Annotated in this window: 18 protein-coding genes; 8 read left to right on the plus strand and 10 right to left on the minus strand. The window is 62.2% G+C overall.

Annotated elements, in window-relative coordinates:
* Positions 1-66: 66 nt before the first annotated feature.
* Positions 67-1,338 (minus strand): extracellular solute-binding protein, encoded by a 1,272-nt coding sequence (locus AC1D1N_RS05675; protein WP_477347116.1) that lies wholly within the window; start codon positions 1,336-1,338, stop codon positions 67-69.
* Between the two features lie 229 nt (positions 1,339-1,567).
* Positions 1,568-2,485, minus strand: a complete 918-nt coding sequence (locus AC1D1N_RS05680; RefSeq protein ID WP_477342786.1) for an AraC family transcriptional regulator — start codon at positions 2,483-2,485, stop codon at positions 1,568-1,570.
* 294 nt (positions 2,486-2,779) lie between these two features.
* Between AC1D1N_RS05680 and AC1D1N_RS05685 the strand changes: the two genes are divergently transcribed.
* From AC1D1N_RS05685 to AC1D1N_RS05715, 7 genes are all read left to right on the plus strand, one after another.
* Complete coding sequence (locus AC1D1N_RS05685) at positions 2,780-4,183, plus strand: MATE family efflux transporter (protein WP_477347118.1); 1,404 nt, start codon at positions 2,780-2,782, stop codon at positions 4,181-4,183.
* Positions 4,184-4,302: 119 nt separating this feature from the next.
* Positions 4,303-6,123 (plus strand): winged helix-turn-helix domain-containing protein, encoded by a 1,821-nt coding sequence (locus tag AC1D1N_RS05690; protein ID WP_477347120.1) that lies wholly within the window; start codon positions 4,303-4,305, stop codon positions 6,121-6,123.
* Positions 6,124-6,300: 177 nt separating this feature from the next.
* Complete coding sequence (locus AC1D1N_RS05695; protein ID WP_112560016.1) at positions 6,301-6,597, plus strand: nickel-binding protein; 297 nt, start codon at positions 6,301-6,303, stop codon at positions 6,595-6,597.
* 128 nt (positions 6,598-6,725) lie between these two features.
* The gene (locus tag AC1D1N_RS05700; RefSeq protein ID WP_112560041.1) at positions 6,726-6,884 is read left to right on the plus strand and encodes a DUF1127 domain-containing protein; all 159 of its coding nucleotides are present in this window, start codon (positions 6,726-6,728) and stop codon (positions 6,882-6,884) included.
* A gap of 29 nt (positions 6,885-6,913) precedes the next feature.
* Positions 6,914-7,135, plus strand: coding sequence for a hypothetical protein (locus tag AC1D1N_RS05705; protein ID WP_112560017.1), 222 nt, complete (start codon positions 6,914-6,916; stop codon positions 7,133-7,135).
* A gap of 381 nt (positions 7,136-7,516) precedes the next feature.
* A complete protein-coding gene (locus AC1D1N_RS05710; protein WP_436257632.1) occupies positions 7,517-8,197 on the plus strand; it encodes an outer membrane protein in 681 nt (226 codons plus the stop codon).
* Between the two features lie 99 nt (positions 8,198-8,296).
* Complete coding sequence (locus AC1D1N_RS05715; RefSeq protein WP_477347123.1) at positions 8,297-9,886, plus strand: tetratricopeptide repeat-containing sulfotransferase family protein; 1,590 nt, start codon at positions 8,297-8,299, stop codon at positions 9,884-9,886.
* Between the two features lie 137 nt (positions 9,887-10,023).
* Here the strand turns inward: AC1D1N_RS05715 and AC1D1N_RS05720 are convergent, their stop codons facing one another.
* The 8 genes from AC1D1N_RS05720 to speB all read right to left on the minus strand — a co-directional run bounded on the left by AC1D1N_RS05720 (position 10,024) and on the right by speB (position 17,276).
* The gene (locus AC1D1N_RS05720) at positions 10,024-10,827 is read right to left on the minus strand and encodes an ABC transporter permease (RefSeq protein WP_477347124.1); all 804 of its coding nucleotides are present in this window, start codon (positions 10,825-10,827) and stop codon (positions 10,024-10,026) included.
* Positions 10,824-11,678, minus strand: coding sequence for an ABC transporter permease (locus AC1D1N_RS05725; RefSeq protein WP_477347126.1), 855 nt, complete (start codon positions 11,676-11,678; stop codon positions 10,824-10,826). Before AC1D1N_RS05725 ends, AC1D1N_RS05720 begins: the two co-directional genes overlap by 4 nt.
* Positions 11,675-12,712: an ABC transporter ATP-binding protein gene (locus AC1D1N_RS05730; protein WP_477347128.1), complete on the minus strand. Its 1,038-nt coding sequence runs from the start codon at positions 12,710-12,712 to the stop codon at positions 11,675-11,677. The genes AC1D1N_RS05725 and AC1D1N_RS05730 overlap by 4 nt, the downstream gene beginning before the upstream one ends.
* Positions 12,713-12,875: 163 nt before the next feature.
* Entirely contained in the window at positions 12,876-13,964 is a 1,089-nt protein-coding gene (locus tag AC1D1N_RS05735) for an ABC transporter substrate-binding protein (protein ID WP_477347130.1), read from the minus strand.
* Between the two features lie 68 nt (positions 13,965-14,032).
* The gene (locus AC1D1N_RS05740; RefSeq protein ID WP_477347132.1) at positions 14,033-14,680 is read right to left on the minus strand and encodes an amino acid ABC transporter permease; all 648 of its coding nucleotides are present in this window, start codon (positions 14,678-14,680) and stop codon (positions 14,033-14,035) included.
* Positions 14,677-15,333, minus strand: a complete 657-nt coding sequence (locus tag AC1D1N_RS05745; protein ID WP_477347134.1) for an amino acid ABC transporter permease — start codon at positions 15,331-15,333, stop codon at positions 14,677-14,679. The genes AC1D1N_RS05740 and AC1D1N_RS05745 overlap by 4 nt, the downstream gene beginning before the upstream one ends.
* A gap of 6 nt (positions 15,334-15,339) precedes the next feature.
* A complete protein-coding gene (locus AC1D1N_RS05750) occupies positions 15,340-16,122 on the minus strand; it encodes a transporter substrate-binding domain-containing protein (protein ID WP_477347136.1) in 783 nt (260 codons plus the stop codon).
* 92 nt (positions 16,123-16,214) lie between these two features.
* Complete coding sequence (speB, locus tag AC1D1N_RS05755) at positions 16,215-17,276, minus strand: agmatinase (RefSeq protein ID WP_477347138.1); 1,062 nt, start codon at positions 17,274-17,276, stop codon at positions 16,215-16,217.
* A 211-nt stretch (positions 17,277-17,487) separates the two neighbouring features.
* Between speB and gcvA the strand changes: the two genes are divergently transcribed.
* Complete coding sequence (gene gcvA / locus AC1D1N_RS05760) at positions 17,488-18,456, plus strand: transcriptional regulator GcvA (protein WP_352562009.1); 969 nt, start codon at positions 17,488-17,490, stop codon at positions 18,454-18,456.
* Positions 18,457-18,459 lie beyond the last annotated feature (3 nt).

The following is an 18,459-nucleotide window of genomic DNA, read 5'->3' on the forward strand; positions in this document are numbered from 1 at the left end:
AGACCCGCGGCGCACAAGTCCCGGCATCAGTCGAATGCCGTGGACCGCGCGCCGCGGGCGGGAGGATTACTTCTTCTTCATCAACTCGTTGGCGTAGGCTTCGAGCTCGTCGAGGCCGCCCTTGACGTCGGTGCGCGTGCCGGTGACCAGCTCTTCCAGGATGATGCCCCAGCGGTCGCCAAGATCCGGCCAGCGCGGATCCTGCCAGAAGTTCACCGCCGTCACCTTGCCGGTCTCGGCAAGTGCCTGGCCGAGATCGGCGCCATAGATGTCGGCGAACTCCTTGCTGGACAGGATGCTGGTGCGGTTGAGCTCGCCGAACTGGTGCGCGTCGAGCCGGCGCTTCTCGTTCTCTTTCGACGTCGCCCAGGCAATGAACAGGCCGGCGCATTTCTTCGCGGCGTCATCGGCATTGGCCTTGGCAGCAATGGCAAGACCATGACCATAACCGCCGCCGGTGAGCGGCGAAGGCGGCGGCAGGAAGCCGATCTTGCCGACCACTTGCGACGTCTTGGGATCGACCGCCATGCCCGACAGCGGTGTGGATTCGACGAGGATGGCGACCTGTCCCGACAGGAACGCGCCGGTCGATTCATCCCAGCTGCCGGTCTGTGTGCCGGGCGCGGAGTCCTTGAACAGCTTCAGATAAGTCTCGGTCGCCTTGACGGCAGCCTCGGAGTTGAAAGCCGGCTTGTCGCCATCGAACCATTTCCCACCATAGGCCTTGAAGAACGGCATCCAGCGCCAGACATTGGCGCCCGAACCACGCGCGCCGCGAAGTGCAATGCCATACATGCCCTTGTCCGGATCGGTCAGCTTCGGCACGTCGGCGATCAGCTCGTCCAGCGTCTTCGGCGGTTGGATACCGGCGGCCTCCAGCACATCCTTGCGATAGACCATCAGGTCGCCGCCGCCGGTCAGCGGCGCGAACCACACCTTGCCGTCATAGGTGGCGACCTTCTGTCGGCCCGGATCGAAATCGGCATAGTCGTAATCAGCCGGATAATAATCGGCCAGCGGCACGATCCACTTCGACGAGGCGAACAGCGCTACATTGGCTTCGTCGACGTAATAGACGTTGTAATTGCCGACGGTGGAGGCGTCGGCCCGCGACTTTGCGCGGCGGTCGTTCTCGTTGAGATAGTCGATCTGGAAGCTGGCGCCGGCCAGCTTCTGGAACTCGTCCTTGGACTCTTCCAGCAGCGTCAGGCCGTCGCGCGGCTGCGCCAGCACCTTGACCGGCGCCGAGCAGACCGGCGCCGCCAGCGCCATGGTCGAGAGGGTGGTGGTGAGCATGAAAGCTGCGCTCAAGCTCGCAGCGAGCCGAATTGGTTTCATTGATTTTCTCCTCCAGGAACAGTCGCAGGAAGCGGAAGTCCTCGGATTGCGCGATCCTCGCCATCGCCCGAGCGACAAGCCACCCATCGCCAAAATGAGGAGTTGCTAAAGGCCGCGCTAGAAGCCCCGTTGCAGCAGACCTGTACTTTTATGCATTGTGCGCTGCAAAAGCGGCTCCGCGGAGACGGTGTCCGTCAGGTGAGTACCGATGGGCCGGGAAAGGCGGTTTTCAGGCACGCATCGTCAGCCGCTGCCGCGACAGCTTGCGATAGGATGACGGTGTCATCTTGTGCTTGCGCAGGAAGGCGCGGTTGAAGTTGGAGATGTTCATATAGCCGACCTGGAAGCAGATGTCGGTGATCGGAATATCGGTGTCGGCCAGCAGCTTGCAGGCCTGCCAGAGCCGGAGCTTGGCGATGTGGTCGCTGAAGGAGTTGCCAGTGTTCTTCTGGAAGAAGCGCGAAAACGTGCTTTCGCTCATGCCGGCCAGTTCCGCCACCTCCGGCAGCTTCAGGTCCTCGGCGAAATGCTGGAACAGATAGGTCAGCGTGCGCTGGATGATATCAAGCGAGGTTGCATCGAGGGCGGGTGAGAAATCCGGCGACGACAAAAGTTCGTATTCGTCGGTCCTGGCCAGCAGGTCGACCAGCTCAAGGAACAGGCAGAGCCGGGCAAGCCCGTGCACCGTGCCCATCCGCTCCATCAGCGCGGCGCCTTCGAGCGCGGTTTTGCCGTGAAAAACGATGCCGCGCAGCGACCGCTCCAGGAACGGCTCCAACTCGCGCAGTTCCGGCAGCAGCCCGGCCGATCCGCGCAGCCTTTCGGGATCGAACTGCAGAACGATGTCGCGGCCCTCGATCAGCTCGCCGGGTTGCACCGACGTCACCCAGTCATGCGGCAGCCCGCCGCCGACAATGGCCAGATAGCCCGGCCCGAACTCGCCGATATGGTCGCCGACCAGCACGACGCCGGAGGATTTCCGCAAAAGATGGATTTCGTATTCCGGATGGAAATTCCAGACATTGCGCTCCCAGGGATAGTCGTCCACGCGCCACAGAAAACTGTCGCTCGCCTCGGTGACGATATGCTCGAAGGCAGGCACCGTGCGCGGGATCGCGGCCGTGTTCTTTCTGCGCCTGAATGCCATCGTCTGCTCTCCGGGCGAAATCCGGGTGCGGTCCGGTTTCGGCCAATCCGTAGCAGGCCAGCGCCTGCAAGTGAACGACGCCGGCCTACCTCGCCTTCTCTCTTTCGCCACAGTGAGGTGGCGGTGATGATCTGCAATACCCCTGGCTCAATCTCTGCCTGTCCCCCCTCCTTGCCTTAATGTCGCATTTCGTCCAATAGAACGGCACAAACGCCGCGAAGCCGAAGGTTTTGCCGTTTGGAAGTGCGGCTTCCGGCCTATTGCCGACGCGCCGCAATCGGAAAGAGCAGGACAATGTCTGCGATCGAAGCCGGCGCTCGTGCGCCGGAAAATCTTTGGCGTCAGGAAATCAGGGCGACGCTGGCGCTCGCCTGGCCGATGGTGCTGACCAATCTCGGCCAGACCGCGATGACGGCCACCGACGTCATGATGATGGGCCGTCTGGGCGCAGACACGCTGGCCAGCGGCGCGCTCGGTGCCAACCTTTATTTCATGCCGCTGATCTTCGGCCTCGGCCTGATGCTGGCGACCTCGCCGATGATGGCGACCGAGCTTGGCCGCCGCCGCCATTCCGTGCGCGACCTGCGCCGCACCGTGCGCCAGGGCCTGTGGCTGGCGATTCTGATCGCGATCCCGATCTGGATCTTCCTCTGGCATGGGGAAGCCATTCTGCTGGCCATGGGACAGGAGCCGGCGCTCGCCCATCAAGCCGGTATCTATCTGCGTTGGCTCGAATGGGCGGTGCTGCCTTTCTACGGCTATATCGTGCTGCGCTCCTTCATCTCGGCGTTGGAGCGGCCGGGCTGGGCGCTGGTCATCGTCTTCGTCGCCGTCGCCTGCAACGCCTTCTTCAACTGGGTGTTCATGTTCGGCAATCTCGGGATCAACTCGATGGGCATTGCGGGCTCAGGACTTGCCACGACGTTGTCGAGCATGCTGATGTTCGTTGGCCTGGCGGCGGTAGTGATGCTTGAAAAGAAGTTCCGCCGCTATCGCCTGTTCGGCCGCTTCTGGCGCGCCGACTGGCCACGCTTCAAGGGCCTGCTGCGGCTCGGCCTGCCGATCGCCGGCATCCTCGCCTTCGAGGTGACAATCTTCAATGCGGCAGCCCTGCTGATGGGCCTGATCGATGCGGATTCGCTGGCCGCGCACGCCATCGCCATCCAGATTGCCTCGATCTCCTTCATGGTGCCGCTCGGCCTCAACCAGGCGGTCACGGTGCGCGTCGGCCTGGCCCATGGCGCCGGCAATCCGGCAGGCGTTTCACGCGCTGGCTGGACCGCCTTCGTCATCGGCGTCTCGTTCATGGCGCTGATGGGGCTGGTGATGGTCCTGTGGCCGCATCTGCTGATCAGCGCCTTCATCGACATGACCGATCCGGTCAATGCCAGGGTGATCGCCCTTGCCGTGTCGTTCCTGGCCTTTGCGGCGCTGTTTCAGATTTTCGATGGTGCGCAAGCCGTTGCCGCCGGCATGCTGCGCGGCCTGCACGACACCAAGGTGCCGATGATCTATGCCGCCGTCGGCTATTGGGGCATCGGCCTGCCGCTCGGCGTGCTGCTCGCCTTCCATTTCGGCCTGCACGGCGTCGGCATCTGGATCGGCCTGGCGTCGGGTCTGGCGGTGGTGGCGGTGCTGCTCCTGGCCCGCTGGCTCAGGCGTGACCGCATCGCACCGCCACTCGTCTTCAGCCATTGATGGCGCACCAATCGGTCCGCCAGTTGCTGTCGCTAAAGCTGCCGTTGGCTACCGATCCAACCTAAGCCTTGCTACCGTTCGGCCCAGGCCTCTCCCCTAGTCAAAGCTGATAAGGTAGATTGTCGCATCGGGATGAGGCGATGCAACACTCATTTGGACAATTCGAACTGGATGAAGCTGCCCGCAAACTGTCGCTAAGCGGCGTTGGGCAGAAAATCCAGCCGCTCGTCTTTGACCTGCTCGTATACCTGGTGCGCAACGCCGGCAGGGTGGTCCCCAAGGACGAACTGATGGACGCTCTTTGGCCGGATGTCATCGTGACGGAAGCATCGCTTCAGCGCGTAGTCAGCCTCACTCGAAAGGCGCTTGCAGCCGGTGGCCTGCAGGACGCGATTCACAGCTACGTTCGCCACGGCTATCGCTTCGCCATCGATGAACCGGGACTGGGCTATGTCCGGCCTGCCTCGTTGCAAGGGGACGACATGCTTGCCGAGGCCCGCAGGCTGGCAGCCCTGCGCGACTGGAGCGCGGCTGCAAAACTTTTCGCGCATTTGGCGGACAATGAAGATCTCTCTCCTGCTGATGTCGATCTCTGGGCTCTGGTCGTCGAATGTGGTGGGCGACCGACCGAGGCGATCCCTGTGCTGGCCCGCGCTGTGGCGGCTCATGTCGAGGCCGGCGACTTGGCCCGCGCCGCCAGATCAGCTGTCACGCTCGCAAAGATCCAGGCCGAGCGCGGATCAGGGGCCGTTGCAGAGGGATGGCTGGAGCGTGCTGCGTCGCTTCTGTCCCAGTCGCCGGACGATGCTACGCAAGCATATCTGCTGTGGATGAGGTCGCGCCTGGCATCCTCGGGCGACCGTCCCGAGGAAGCGCTGGAACTGGCGTCAGCCGCTTACGCGATAGCTGAAAATTGCGACGATCCCGGCCTGCGGGCTCTGACTTTGACATACAAGGGGTTTTTCAATCTCGCCCTCGGCAAGATCGAGGAGGGCAGCGAGCAGCAAAACCATGCGGCGGCGATCGCGTTGTCGAGCCAGGTCGACCCGATCACCGGTAGTCTGGTTTACTGCAATATCCTCTGGAGTTGCAGAACATACGCCGATTGGCCCCGCGCTCGCCAGTGGAGCGAAGGTTTTGAAAGCTGGTGCACCGCAAGTTTCGCGCAGACCTCGGGCGCGTGTGACCTTCATCGCGCCGAAGTGGTCGCGGCGCAGCAGATATTACCTGAAGCCCTGACCTGCATAAACGAAGCGCTTCCCAAACTCTCCGCGGAGGAATCCTGGTCGCTCGGCGAAGGCTTCCGCGTTCGCGGCGATATCTTCGCCATGATCGGCGACCTCACATCGGCGCGCGCCGACTACGACCAGGCTTATGCACTGGGCTGGGACGCGGAGCCGGGCAATGCCGTGCTTTTGTTCGAAACAGGCGATCTGGACGGGGCGCTTGCCGCGCTCGATCGGGCTCTGCAAGGAATGTCGTGGTTCCATCTGCAGCGGCGCGGAAACCTGCTGGTGAACGCAGCCTGCATTGCGGCGCGCGGCGGGCGCTCTGCCCAGGCGGCAATCTATCTCGACGAAATCGATGCACAGCCAGAACGCTGGCGGCAACCCGCAACGCAGGCCTTGATTGCCGAAACCAAGGCAGCACTTTGCGAGCCAGGCGACCCGAACGGCAATCGGCTTCTGCTGTTGGCCAGGCAGCTCTGGACCAGCGCAGGCGTCGAATATCACGCGGCAAGGGTCCGGCTGCAGCTCGCCAGCGCCTTGTTGCGTACAGGCGACGCCAGCGGTGCGAAAGTGGAGATCACCGCGGCAGAGAGATCGGCCCGCCACCTGGGATCACGGCGCCTGGAAGAGGAAGCTGCAACGCTTCGCCACAGCTTTTCGCGCGAGAGCCAGCCGCCCGGCGATGGCTCTGTGCAAGAACTCACCCTCTGATCCTGCCTGCCTCCTGATCGAGCTTATCGGCGGTGGGCAGCGAAAGATCAGCCAGAGATCAGGACCCGATAAGGACGATCAGTCCCCCTCGAAGGTAATTTTTCCCCAGCCAGGCAGACACGCCTGGCAATCAGCAGCGCCGGCGAAAGGCTGGCGCGAAATCGAAAGGGAAAGATCATGAACCTGTTTGTTATCCGCCGCCCGAGCGCGTGGGCATCCCTGCAGGAACTCGAAGCCGCCGGCGCGAAATCGGCAAAGGTCGCCAAGGAACAGATGGCGGGCACGGTCAGCTGGATCCGCAGCTACGTCGTGCACGAGCCCGACGGGCGCATCGGCACCTTCTGCATCTACGAGGCCAAGGACGGCGAGGCCATCCGGGATCACGCCAAGCGCGTCGGCATGCCCGGTGAGGAATTCTATCCCGTCGCCGACACGGTCATCCTTCGCAACGATCCGATGACGGCGGCGGCCTGACGACCTCCAGTCGCTGCCTCGCGTAAACAAAGCGGGGCAGCGTCATTCAACCAGCAAACACACAGCACGGCGCTTGGAGCGGCATGCCGCCCTTCCATGTGCTGCGATGCCCACGAATGGAGAAAGCAATGTTTCACTACCTGAAGCGCGTTTCGATCGGGCTGAGAGCACGCAGGGCCGAGAGGGCTTTGCAGGAACTGCCCGACCACATCCTGAAGGACATAGGCATTCGCCGCGGTGCGATCGCCTTTGCCGTTCGGGAACACTTCAAGGACCGTCTCGTCTGAGTGCCCCGCACCCAATTGGAACCAGGGACATGGACCTTCTGATAAACATGGCGAACATCCTGTATGTGATCGCCTACTTCACGCTGGACATTTTGCGGCTGAGGATTCTCACCACGGCGGCTGCAATCTGCCTTGCCGTGTATTTCTACAGCCAGCCGGCGCCGCTCATGAACGTCGTCGGCTGGAACGTTTTCTTTGTTCTCCTGAATCTGGTCCAGATCGGCCGCATTTTGAAGTCTCGCTATGGTTGAAGCAAAGCTTGATGACCTGCTCGGCGCGAGCCTGAAGTGTTTCGCTTTTGGCCGAAAGAACAGCTGTATTTAGGACGGTATCAGGTATGGCGCAGTTCGCGGGCCTGCCTAGACAGTGGAGCCGCTTTTTGATCGGACCTCGATCGCCTCGGCTGACTAGCGCCGGGCGTGGTATTGGCCATGCCTGTGCGTTGGCCCGCAGCATGCCCGCCGCAAACTTTGCGCCGATCATGACGCCACAATCCGGTTGTTGCAGTATTGCAACTGGAACTACTGTTAATCGCGGCCGTAAAACCAGGTTGCATGTTCAAAGGTTGACAGTTCGACAATTGGCCGAGAGTGATGTCTCCTGATGCATTTCGGTGTGGGGATGGCGTGTCCATGAAACTGAACTTGATGGCCAGCGTGTCGACGTTAGCTCTGGCGCTCGGCTGGACCTCTGCTGCCCATGCTGCCGAGGCCGTAGAAATCCCCGCTGCCCAGGACCTTTGGTATGTCACGCTGTTCGGCGGCGCTAGCTTTCCCAGTGAGGTAAAGACCCACGCGGACTACTACAACAATGACTTCTCCATGGACTTCAAGACCGGCTTCATCGTCGGCGCGGCCGTCGGCAAACGGTTCAATGACGTATTTCGCGTCGAAGGTGAACTGTCCTATGCTCGCTACAAGGCGAGCACGTATTCCGAGGGTCCTTTTTCGGGGTACCCGGCCTCGGGCAATTTGTCAGCTACATATCTGCTTGCCAACGTCTGGGCCGACGTTGCTCATTTCGGGAAGGCCACGGTCTACGCTGGCGGCGGCCTCGGCGCCGCCTATGTAACCGCCGACACCCATTGGGACGGGCACTCGTATGGGTATGGGTCGGGCGGGTGGGGCTTCGCCGGTCAATTGGGAGCCGGCGTCAACTACGCGCTGGCGCAGAATATCGACATCGACTTTGGCTACCGGTTCAAGGCTGTCTCCAGTGTCGACTTCGATTCCAGTCGCGAAGGCGACGCCGTTTTTTCAAACGGCAAGCTGAATTCCCAAAACCTTCAGCTTGGCGTGACGTTCAAATTCTGATTGGTTGCAACTCGATCCGGCTGACTGTTGTCGGCTGTCCGGCAACCAGGAGTTAACGATCCCGTTGTCGCTGCTCCAGCAACCCGTGGCACCATAGCTATGGCCCAGAACTCGCACCCCACCACGGGGAAATCTGCTCTGGAGACCTTACAGCGCGGTATCGACTTTCAACGGCGAAATCTCTTCCGCGAAGCAGAGTTCTGCTACCAGACCGTCCTCCGCCAGCAACCCAACAATGCCATGGCGCTTAACCTGATGGGCACGCTGGCAATCGAAGCGCATCGAAACGATGTGGCCATTAGCTACATGAAGCGAGCAGTCAAACTCGATCCCAACGACGCTATTTTCCGAAATAATCTTGGTAACGTCTATAATCTTGTCGGCAATGTCGATCTGGCGCGCAAGCATCTGAGAAAAGCGATCGATCTTGACGGCAGGCTGATCGAGGCTATGTGCAACCTTGGCCGGTCCTATAGGACCGAACTTGCCGGCGAGATTGCCGAGGGTTTCTATCGCAGGGCGCTCGAGGTCGACGGCCAGTCGCTCACTGCCCTTATCGGCATGGGCGACCTTCTCACGGATATGGGCAGACAAGCCGAAGCGGTTGGATATTTTGAGCGTGCCATCGCCCTCGACCAGCGGAATGTCGAGGCACTGGCCGGGCTAGCGCTCGCACGACGGGCGATCAAGGGCGACCCCGCCTTGGCGTTGGTGCAGGCCCGCCTCAAGCTGCCGACGACCACCGATCGTGATCGGGTGATCCTCCACCATGCCGCAGGAAAGATGCTTAACGACCAACACGAGTATCTGCCTGCGATCCGCCATTTCACCAACGCAAAGGCCATTTCCGGCAACGACTTCGATATTGACCTGCACACGAGGCTTTACGACAGCTTCATCCACACTTTCGACGCTGGTTTTTTTGAAGCTCGTCAAGCATTTGGCAATCCCTCCGACCGACCTGTCTTCATCGTTGGCATGCCACGTTCGGGAACGACGCTGACCGAGCAGATATGCGCCAGCCATCGGGGTATCTATGGCGCCGGCGAACTGCCGATCATCCGTCTGTTGGCTGCAGAACTTGGGTTCGATCAGCTTGATCCTACGATCTTCACCAGGGCCATGGAGGCACTCACTCCGCAGAAAGCCAAAGACCTCGGTTCGAAATATCTCGGCTATCTCAAGAAGCGCAACGACAAAGCGATACGCGTCATCGACAAGATGCCGCATAATTTCGAACTATTGGCTTTCATCAGCCTTGTTTTGCCAAACGCGCGTGTCGTCCATTGCATGCGCGACCCGATGGACAATTGCACATCCTGCTTCATGCACAATTTTTCGGATGCGCATGGCTACAATGCCGACCTCGCCAAACTTGGCCAGTATTATCGGCAATATGATCGCCTGATGAAGCATTGGGCAAAGGTCCTGCCAATTGCTATCCATGACATGCAATACGAACGAACCGTGGCTGGTCTCGAAACCCAGGCTCGCGGATTGATCGCTTTCCTCGGCGTGGAGTGGGACGCCGCCTGTCTGCAATTTCACGAAACTGAACGCACAGTCCGAACGCCGAGCCGCTGGCAGGTGCGCCAGCCGATCTATTCAACCTCTGTCGAGCGTTGGAAGCTTTATGGCGATGCCCTTGACCCGTTGCGGGCCGCGCTGGGGCCGCTCGCCCAAGTCTGAGATCGCGTTGAACACGTCCGAGGCAGTGGCTGCTCACGCCATGGCGCTCGAGGCTAAATTGGCCATGCCTTCGCCAAAGGAAAAGAGCGTGAGCATCGGGGCCGTAAAAGCCCCGATGCTCACGCTCTTACATGCATTCAGTTGCCGTCCGACGACATCGCACCGAGCAATCTGCGAATATCGCCGAACCGGGCGATCGAGCCGAACACCAGTGCCGCCACCGCGACGAAGAACACCGACACCGCGGCCATGGTCGGCGTGTAGCCGTAGCGCAGGGCGTTGAAGATCTTGATCGGCAGCGTCTCGGTGGTGAAGCCGATGGTCATATAGGCGACGATGTATTCGTTGAGCGACAGCACGAAGGCGAAGGCATAGCCCGAAACGAGGTAGGGCAGGATCAGCGGCAGCACCACCGTCTTCAGCACGGAGCGGTCGTCGGCGCCCATGGTGGCGGCGGCCTCGACCAGCGAGCGGTCGATCGAGGCAAAGCCCAGCGACAACGTCACCAGCGGCAGCGTCACGAAGAAGATGGCGTGGCTGATGATGGCGGTGAAGAACTGGCCGAACAGCCCGACCGTCGCCCAGAAGCTGAGGAAGCCGAGCGCGGTGATGACCGGCGGCAGGATGAAAGGGGCAAGCCCCAGCACCTGGAAAATGTTCGCCCATGGCGCGATGCGCCGCCACAGGAACCAGGCCAGTGGCAGCGCGACCGCAACGGCAATCGCCGCCGAACAAACGGCGAGCGTCACCGAATGGATCAGCGCCAGCCGCCATTCCGGATCGGTGAAGATCTGGGCGTACCAGGCCAGCGAGAAACCAACCGGTGGGAAAGTGAGTTCCTGGCGTGAGTTGATCGACACGCCCGCGACCACGATCAGCGGCGCGGCCAGGAACAGCGCGACGATGGTGAAATAGACACGGCGCAGCAAGGTCGCGGTCATAGGGCGTTCTCCCGGCGTCCGACGAGAAGGGTCAGTCCAACCAGCGCCAGCGAGATCAGCACCAGGAACACCGCCATCGCGGCTGCGAACGGCATGTTGGACTGGTAGATCGCCTGGTCGGTGATCAGCACCGACAGTGTCCAGTGTTGCGGCCGCCCGAGGATCTGCGGCAAAAGATACGAGCCGAGTGCGAAGACGAAGACCATGATCAGCGTCGCCACGATGGTGTTGCGCAGCGCCGGCGCGACGACGTTGAAGAAAGCCCGGATAGGGGAGGCGCCGAGCGTGCGCGCAACCTCCAGCAAAGTCGGGTCGAGGCGCACCAGAGCGGGGTACAGCACCAGGATGGTGTAAGGCAGCGCCTGGTAGACCATGCCGGTCAGCACCGCGCCGAAGGTCGGCAGCAGTGCCGCCGGCTTGTCCATCAGCCCGATCGCCACGAACAAATTGGTGATCCCTGCGGTGCGCGAAAACAGCGTCGACCAGGCAAAGCCGATAATGACCTCCGACAGCGACAGCACCGACAAAAGGCCGACCAGCCACAGCGTCTGTACGCGGCGCGGCCTGCGGGTCAGGAGATAGGTGAAGGGGAAAGCGATGCAGACGCAGCAGACCGCGACCAGCACCGCCAGCATCAGCGAGAAGCCGAGCACGCCGCCGAAGAACACCGACAGGAAGCGGGCGTAATTGTCGAGCACGAAATCCGGCGTGTAGAAGCCGGACGGGTTGCGCTTGAAGAAGCTCACCGCGATCATCGTCGAGAACGGCACGACGAAGAAGACGATCAGCATCAGCGCTGGAAAGAACAGCGGCGTGTAGTCGGCTACCGACTTCGGAGCTTCGCGTCTCATGCGCCGAGCACCACGCAACTAGCAGGCGGCAGCGTGACGCCGACCTTGGCGCCGACCGGCACGTCATGGCGCTCGCGCGGCGTCGTGACCGCAATGATGCTGGTGCCGCCGACGTCGACGAAGGTCTCGATCGTGCCGCCGAGGTCGCGCACGAAACTCACTTCGCCGGTGATGGCCGAGCCGCCGGGGCTGCCCAGATGCACATCCTCGGGACGGACCGAGACGGACGCTTTTGTCTGACCCGCCGGCATGGCCAGGCCGGGAATGGCTGTACCCAAAATGGTGGTGCGGCCGGTGCTGTCGATCTCGGCCGGCAACAGATTGGTGATGCCGATGAAGTCGGCGACGAAGGCGTCGGCCGGTTTGCGGTAGATCTCGATCGGTGGCGCCGCCTGCAGGATCTTGCCATGGCCCATGACGACGACGAGGTCGGCCATGGTCATGGCTTCGCGCTGGTCGTGGGTGACGACGATGGTAGTGATGCCGAGCCGCTGCTGCAGCTGGCGCAATTCCACCTGCATGGCCTCGCGCAATTTGGCGTCGAGCGCCGACAGCGGCTCGTCAAGCAGGAACAGTTTTGGCGACAAAGCGAGTGCCCGGGCAATCGCCACGCGCTGACGCTGGCCGCCCGACAGTTTGGCCACCGGACGGTCGGCAAAGCCGGTCAGGTGGATCAAGCTCAGCAATTCGTCGACGCGTTTCTTCTGCTCCTCCTTGGAGGCGCCGCGAATGCGCAGCGCATAGGCGATGTTGTCGCCGACGGAGAGATGCGGAAACAGCGCCAGCGACTGGAACACCATGCCGAGATTGCGCTTGTGCGTCGGCAGCGGCGTGATGTCCTCGCCGTCGAGGACGATGGCGCCGCTGGTCGGTTCCTCCAGCCCGGCAATCATGCGCAGCAGCGTGGTCTTGCCGCAGCCCGATGGGCCGAGCAGGCACACGAACGTGCCGTGCGGCACGTTGAGCTGGACATTGTCGACGGCCGCGAAATTGCCGAATTTTTTGGTGATGGCGTTGATGTCTAGTCCGGGCATGCTCATCCCTCTCAGCGCTGGAGCAATTCCAGGAAAAGTGTGTAACGGTTTTCCGTCCGGAATTGCTCAAAAACAACAAGCAAGCCGCCGTTTCCATGAAACGGTGAACTGCTCTAACGGGCCGCCGGTCATTGCCCGGCGGCCGCTGAGGCGTGTCGTCGGCTCAGCCGACGATCAGCTCGGTCCACTTCTGGTTGATCCAGTCGGACTTCGACGTATAGAGGTCGTAGCGCGGGATGATCGGCTCGATATCCGACGACACCGCGGCGAACTCTTCCGGCTTGAGGTCGAGCACCTCTTTCTTCAGCGTCGGCGTGGTGCCGACCTTGCGCGACATCACGCCTTGCATCGACGGCTGGCTCATATAGTCGATGAAGGCGTGCGCTTCGTCGACCTTGGTCGAGGCGCGCGTCAGCACCCAATTGCCGGAATCCTGGATGCCGCCTTCCTTCGGGAAGGTCGAGCGGACATGGAAGCCGTCGGCGGCCGCAAGCCCGGTGACGTCGTGATAATACTGCCCCATAGGGATCTCGCCCGACTTCAGCGCCTGTTCGAACTGCGCCTCGTCGCGATACCAGAGGCGGACGTTCGGCTTAACCTCGGCGAGCTTCTCGAACGCCTTGTTCAGCCCCTCCTCGGTGTCGAGCGCATTGGTGCCGCCCATGAAGGTCTTGGCCGTCACTTCCAGCAGGAACGAGTTGGAGGCGAGCGCCAGCAGGCCGAGCTTGTCTTCGTTCGCCTTGTCCCACAGTGCTGCCCACGATGTCGGCGCGTCCTTGTAGACGTCGGTGTTGCTGACCAGCGTGATCCACCAGGCGACGGCGCCGATGCCGGCGACGCGGCCGTCCGGATATTTGTTGATGAAGCGCGGCAACAGGTCGCCATAGTGCTTGAACTTCGAGGTGTCGAGCGGCGTCCACAATTCGGTCGACTGGCCCTTCAGCGTCGAGGTCTGCGACATCATCGAGAGATCGGCCGGCGCCTGGCCGGCCTTGGCCGCCTGTTCAAGCTGCACCAGCCAGGCCTCACCGGTCGGCTCGGCGACCGATTCCACGGCAATGCCGGTTGCCTTGGTAAACTCGGGGAAGACGTGCTCGTCGAAGGATTTCTTGAAGTAGCCGCCATAGACGCCGACCTTCAGCGACTTGTCCTGCGCCCGCAGGATCGACGGCATGGCGAGCACGCCTGATATGGCGAGGCCCGCGCCAAGCACGCCGCGCCGTGTCAGGGATTTTCCGATCAGTCTGTTCATCAGGTTTCTCCTCAGTTGGTGCCGCTCTATTCCGGCAGGTTCCCTTCACGCACTGTCGCCGCCTGGCGTCAGTGGGCCGCCGCTCGTTGTTCGAGCGTACGGGCGTATTGCGTCAGTGGAAAGCACATGACGAAGAAGATCAGCGCCACCAACCCGTAGACCTTGAACGGCTCGAAGGTGGCATTGTTGATGGCGTTGGAGGTCCTGACCAGCTCCTCGAAGCCGATGATCGAGGTCAGAGCCGTCGATTTGATCAATTGCACCAGGAAGCCGACGATCGGCGCCCTTGTGATCGAGAACGCCTGCGGCAGGATGATGAGCCTGAGCTCCTGCAGGCGGTGCAGGCCAAGGCTGGCGCCGGCGTCCCATTGCCCGCGCGGCAGCGCATCGACGCCACTGCGCCAGATCTCGGCCAAATAGGCGCTGGCAAAGAAAGTCAGGCCGAGCACGGCGGCCGTCCACGGCTCGATGCGCAGGCCCAGCATCGGCAAGCCGAAAAACATCAGGAACAGCTGCATCAACAGCGGGGTGCCCTGGAACAGGGCGATGTAGCCGGAAGCGATGCGCCGGCTCCATTTACTCTCAGCGATGCGGAAGAACAGCACGATCAGGCCGACAACAGCGCCGCCGACGAAGGCGGCCAGCGACAGAAGCACCGTCCAGCGGGCGGCGAGCAGCAGATTGCGAACGATGTCCCAGAAGGTGAATTCGATCATGACACGCCAGCCCCCAAGACGCAACGCCCGCCTGTGACCAGCAGCCGGCGCAAGGCCATCGACATCAAGAGATAGACCAGCGTCACGACAAAATAGGTCTCAAAGGAACGGAAGGTGCGCGCCTGCAGCATGTCGGCCTCATAGGTCAGTTCGCGCACGGCGATCTGCGACACCACGGCGGATTCCAGCATCATGATGACGATCTGGCTGGTCAGTGCCGGATAGATTACCTTCAGCGCTTGCGGCAGCACGATCTTGATGAACACCTGGCGTGGCCTCAAGCCCAGCGAAAGGGCGGCTTCCGTCTGTCCGCCGGGCACGGCATCGAGGCCGGCGCCGACGATTTCAATCGTGTAGGCCGCCATGTTGAGCGTCATCGCCAGCATGGCGGCCAAGATCGGATCGAGCCTTATGCCGAGGCTGGGCAGCCCGAAGAAGATGAAGAACAGCTGCACCAGGAACGGCGTATTGCGCATCACCTCGACATAGACCGCGATCGCCCGCTTCAGGAATGCCGGGCCGTTGCGCCGGCCGGCGGCGCCCAGGATGCTGAGCAGCGTGCCCACGAGCGTGGTCACGACGATCAGCAGGATCGTCGTGAGCGCACCGCGCGTGATATCGCCCAGAGCACCTGGGAGCCAGGCAAAAGCCACGGGAACTCAATCCTTGAGGTTGTCAGGATTGAGCGGCGTGTTCAGCCAGGCCTTCGAACTCTCGTTGAGCTTGCCGTCGGCCAGCATCTTGGCGACGGCGTCATTGACCGCCGTCTTCAGCCGGTCCTCTTTTTTGTTGAGGCCGATATGCGAAGGCGAGGTCAAAAGCTGGAACTTCTGCTCCGGCTTCAGCGCGTCTTGCTTGGCCAGCACCTGGGCGCCGACATCGTTGCCCACCACCATCAGCTGGGTCTGGCCGGAGATGAAGGCCTGGATGACGGAATTGTAATTGTCGAAGCGCTTGATGTCGGCGGAAGCCGGTGCAGCTTCGGTCAGCGACGTATCTTCCAGCGTGCCGCGATTGACGGCGATCGACTTGTCGGCAAGGTCTTCCTTGCCTTTGACCGAGAGCGCTGCCGGACCGATGACGGCGATGTAATAGGGCGCGTAGGCGGCGGCGAAATCGATCACCTCCTCGCGCTCCTTGGAGTAGCCGACGCTCATCAGGATGTCGACGCGCTTGTCGGTGAGATAGGGGATGCGGTTCTGGCCGGTGACGCTGACGAGGTTGAGCTTCACCTTCAACGAATCGGCAATGGCCTGGGCCACGTCGACGTCATAGCCCTTGATGCTCATATCGGCGCTGGCCGAGGAGAAGGGCGGGAAGTCGGAGAAGATGCCGACATTGATGGCGCCGGCCTTGGTGATGTCGTCGACGGCGTCGGCATGGGCCTGGGAGGCGAAGCCGAGGCCGGCGAGCATCAGCGCGGCTGCGAGGGTTGATTTCATGTGAAGATTCATTGTGGTTCCCTTCTGGAAGCTTGTTTGTTTGAAACGGCCGCCGGCTCCAGCGCGGCGGCCGCCTTTGCATGTGAAGTCCGTCAGGCCCCCTTGCTCGTAATGGCCGGGCTGAACACCATCAGACTCAGGATCTCGAACAGGACCTGCGCGCCGACATGGGCGGTGTTGGTCGTCGCGTCATATTGCGGCGCTACCTCGACGACGTCGCCGCCGACAATGTTGAGGCCTTTCAGGCCGCGCAGCAGTTCGAGCACTTCGCGCGTCGTCAGGCCGCCGATCTCCGGCGTGCCGGTGCCCGGCGCGAAGGCCGGATCGACGCTGTCAACGTCAAAAGAGATGTAGGTCGGGCCGTCGCCGACAATCTTGCGCGCCTTCTCGATGATGGCGGGGATGCCGAGTCCGGTCACCTCTTCGGCGTGCACGACCGTCATGCCGGATTCGTAGGTGAACTCCCACAGATATTCGGCCGAGCCGCGGATGCCGATCTGGATGGTGCGGGTCGGGTCGAGCACACCGTCCAGCACCGCGTTGCGGAACGGGCCGCCATGGTGGAACTTGGTCATGTCGAACAGCCCGCTGGTGTCGCAATGGGCGTCGATATGGATCATGCCGACCGGCGCCTTTTTGCCGACCGCCTTCAGGATCGGATGGCTGATCGAATGGTCGCCGCCAACGGAAAGAGGCAGCACGCCGGCATCGACGATCTGATTGGTGCGGCGCTCGATATCCTCATGGCTGATCTCCAGCCGGTAGCGGCTGCGGAATGGGGTGTCGCCGATGTCGGCGACGCGCAGCTCATGCGTCGGCGCGCATTCCAGCACATGGTTGTAGGGGCCGATGCGCTCGATGGCGCGCAGCGCCCTCGGCCCAAAGCGCGATCCGGGACGGTTGGTGACGCCGAGATCCATCGGCACGCCGATGATAGCCACCTGCAAATCGCCGAAATCCGGGTTGTCGGCCGATATTTCGCGGTAGGGTGCGGCGAGGAAGGTCGGGATGCCGGAATACGGCGCCAGCCTGGTGCCGCTCTTGGAGAAGATCTTGTCGGCGACCTTGCGGAATTTCGGGTCGAACATCTCGCCGCCATGGCTCTCGCCATATTTGCGGCGCAACGCGTCGAGCTTGCCACGATCATAACCCATGTCGGTTCCTCCTGCCGGGCTGGTGCATGCGGTCGTGGCGGCATCTTGCGAACTGACCGTCATCCGGCCGGGTCGCTGTCCCGCTGGCTGCCTGCAGATTTCACGCCATTGATGCTGTCTGGGACAAAGTGTCCGGCAGCCGCATTGAAAAATCAATTGATATTGTTAGGGTACTGGTTGTGAGAAAATCTCACAGAGTATCCGGTTGCCCATGGCCAAGCGTCTGCCGCCCCTAAATCCCCTGCGCGCCTTCGAAGCGACGGCGCGCCACGCCTCGCTGACCAAGGCGGCGAGTGAGCTGAACGTCACCCATGGCGCCATAAGTCATCAGATCAAGGCGCTTGAGCAGTCGCTGGGCGTAAAACTGTTCGAACGCACCGGGCAGCGGGTAAAGCTCACACCGCATGGCGCCGAACTGCTGCCGGCGGTGTCGACCGCGTTCGACGGCATCGCCGCCGCCACCCAGCGCATGACCAGGCCAGCCAGCGCCGGCACGCTGTCTGTTTCCTGCGTTCCGGCGCTGCTGCTTCTCTGGATGACGCCGCGGCTCGGCAGCTTCATGGCGCAATATCCCGATATCAGGCTGACGCTGATCCCTTCCAACGACGCCAAGGACATTCGCGCGCCGCAGGTCGATGTCTGCGTGCTCTATGGCGACGGCAGCTGGACCGATTGCTGGATGCGCAAATGGTCGGGCCTCGAACTGTTCCCGGTGGTCAGCCCGACGCTGATCAACAACCGGCCGATCCGCACCTGCCGGGATCTGGCCGACCATGTCATCCTGCATGGCGATGACGGCCGCGAGTGGCACACCTGGCTGGCGGCCGCCGACGGGCTGGATCTTGAGCGCGGCCGTCGCCATCATCTCGGCGATGCGCGCACGGCGATCGAAGCCGCGGTGCATGGCCATGGCGTGGCGCTCGGCGATTCCGTCACCGCCAGCATGCTGCTCGCCAGGGGCCTGCTGGTGGCGCCGTTCAGCCTGTCGGTGCCGGCGGTCGACGATTTCTATGTCGTCTGCCGCAACGAGATGCGCTCGGCGCCGATCGTGCAATTGTTCGTCGACTGGCTGTTTGCCGAGAAGGAGCAGGCCGACAGCCGCGCCGACGCGCCGGTGGCCGGCCGCATCGGCATCCGCAGGAAGCGCCCGGCACTGCGTGTGGTCGGCGCCAAGAGCTGAGGC

The organism is Mesorhizobium sp. P2_B5 (assembly GCF_056404775.1).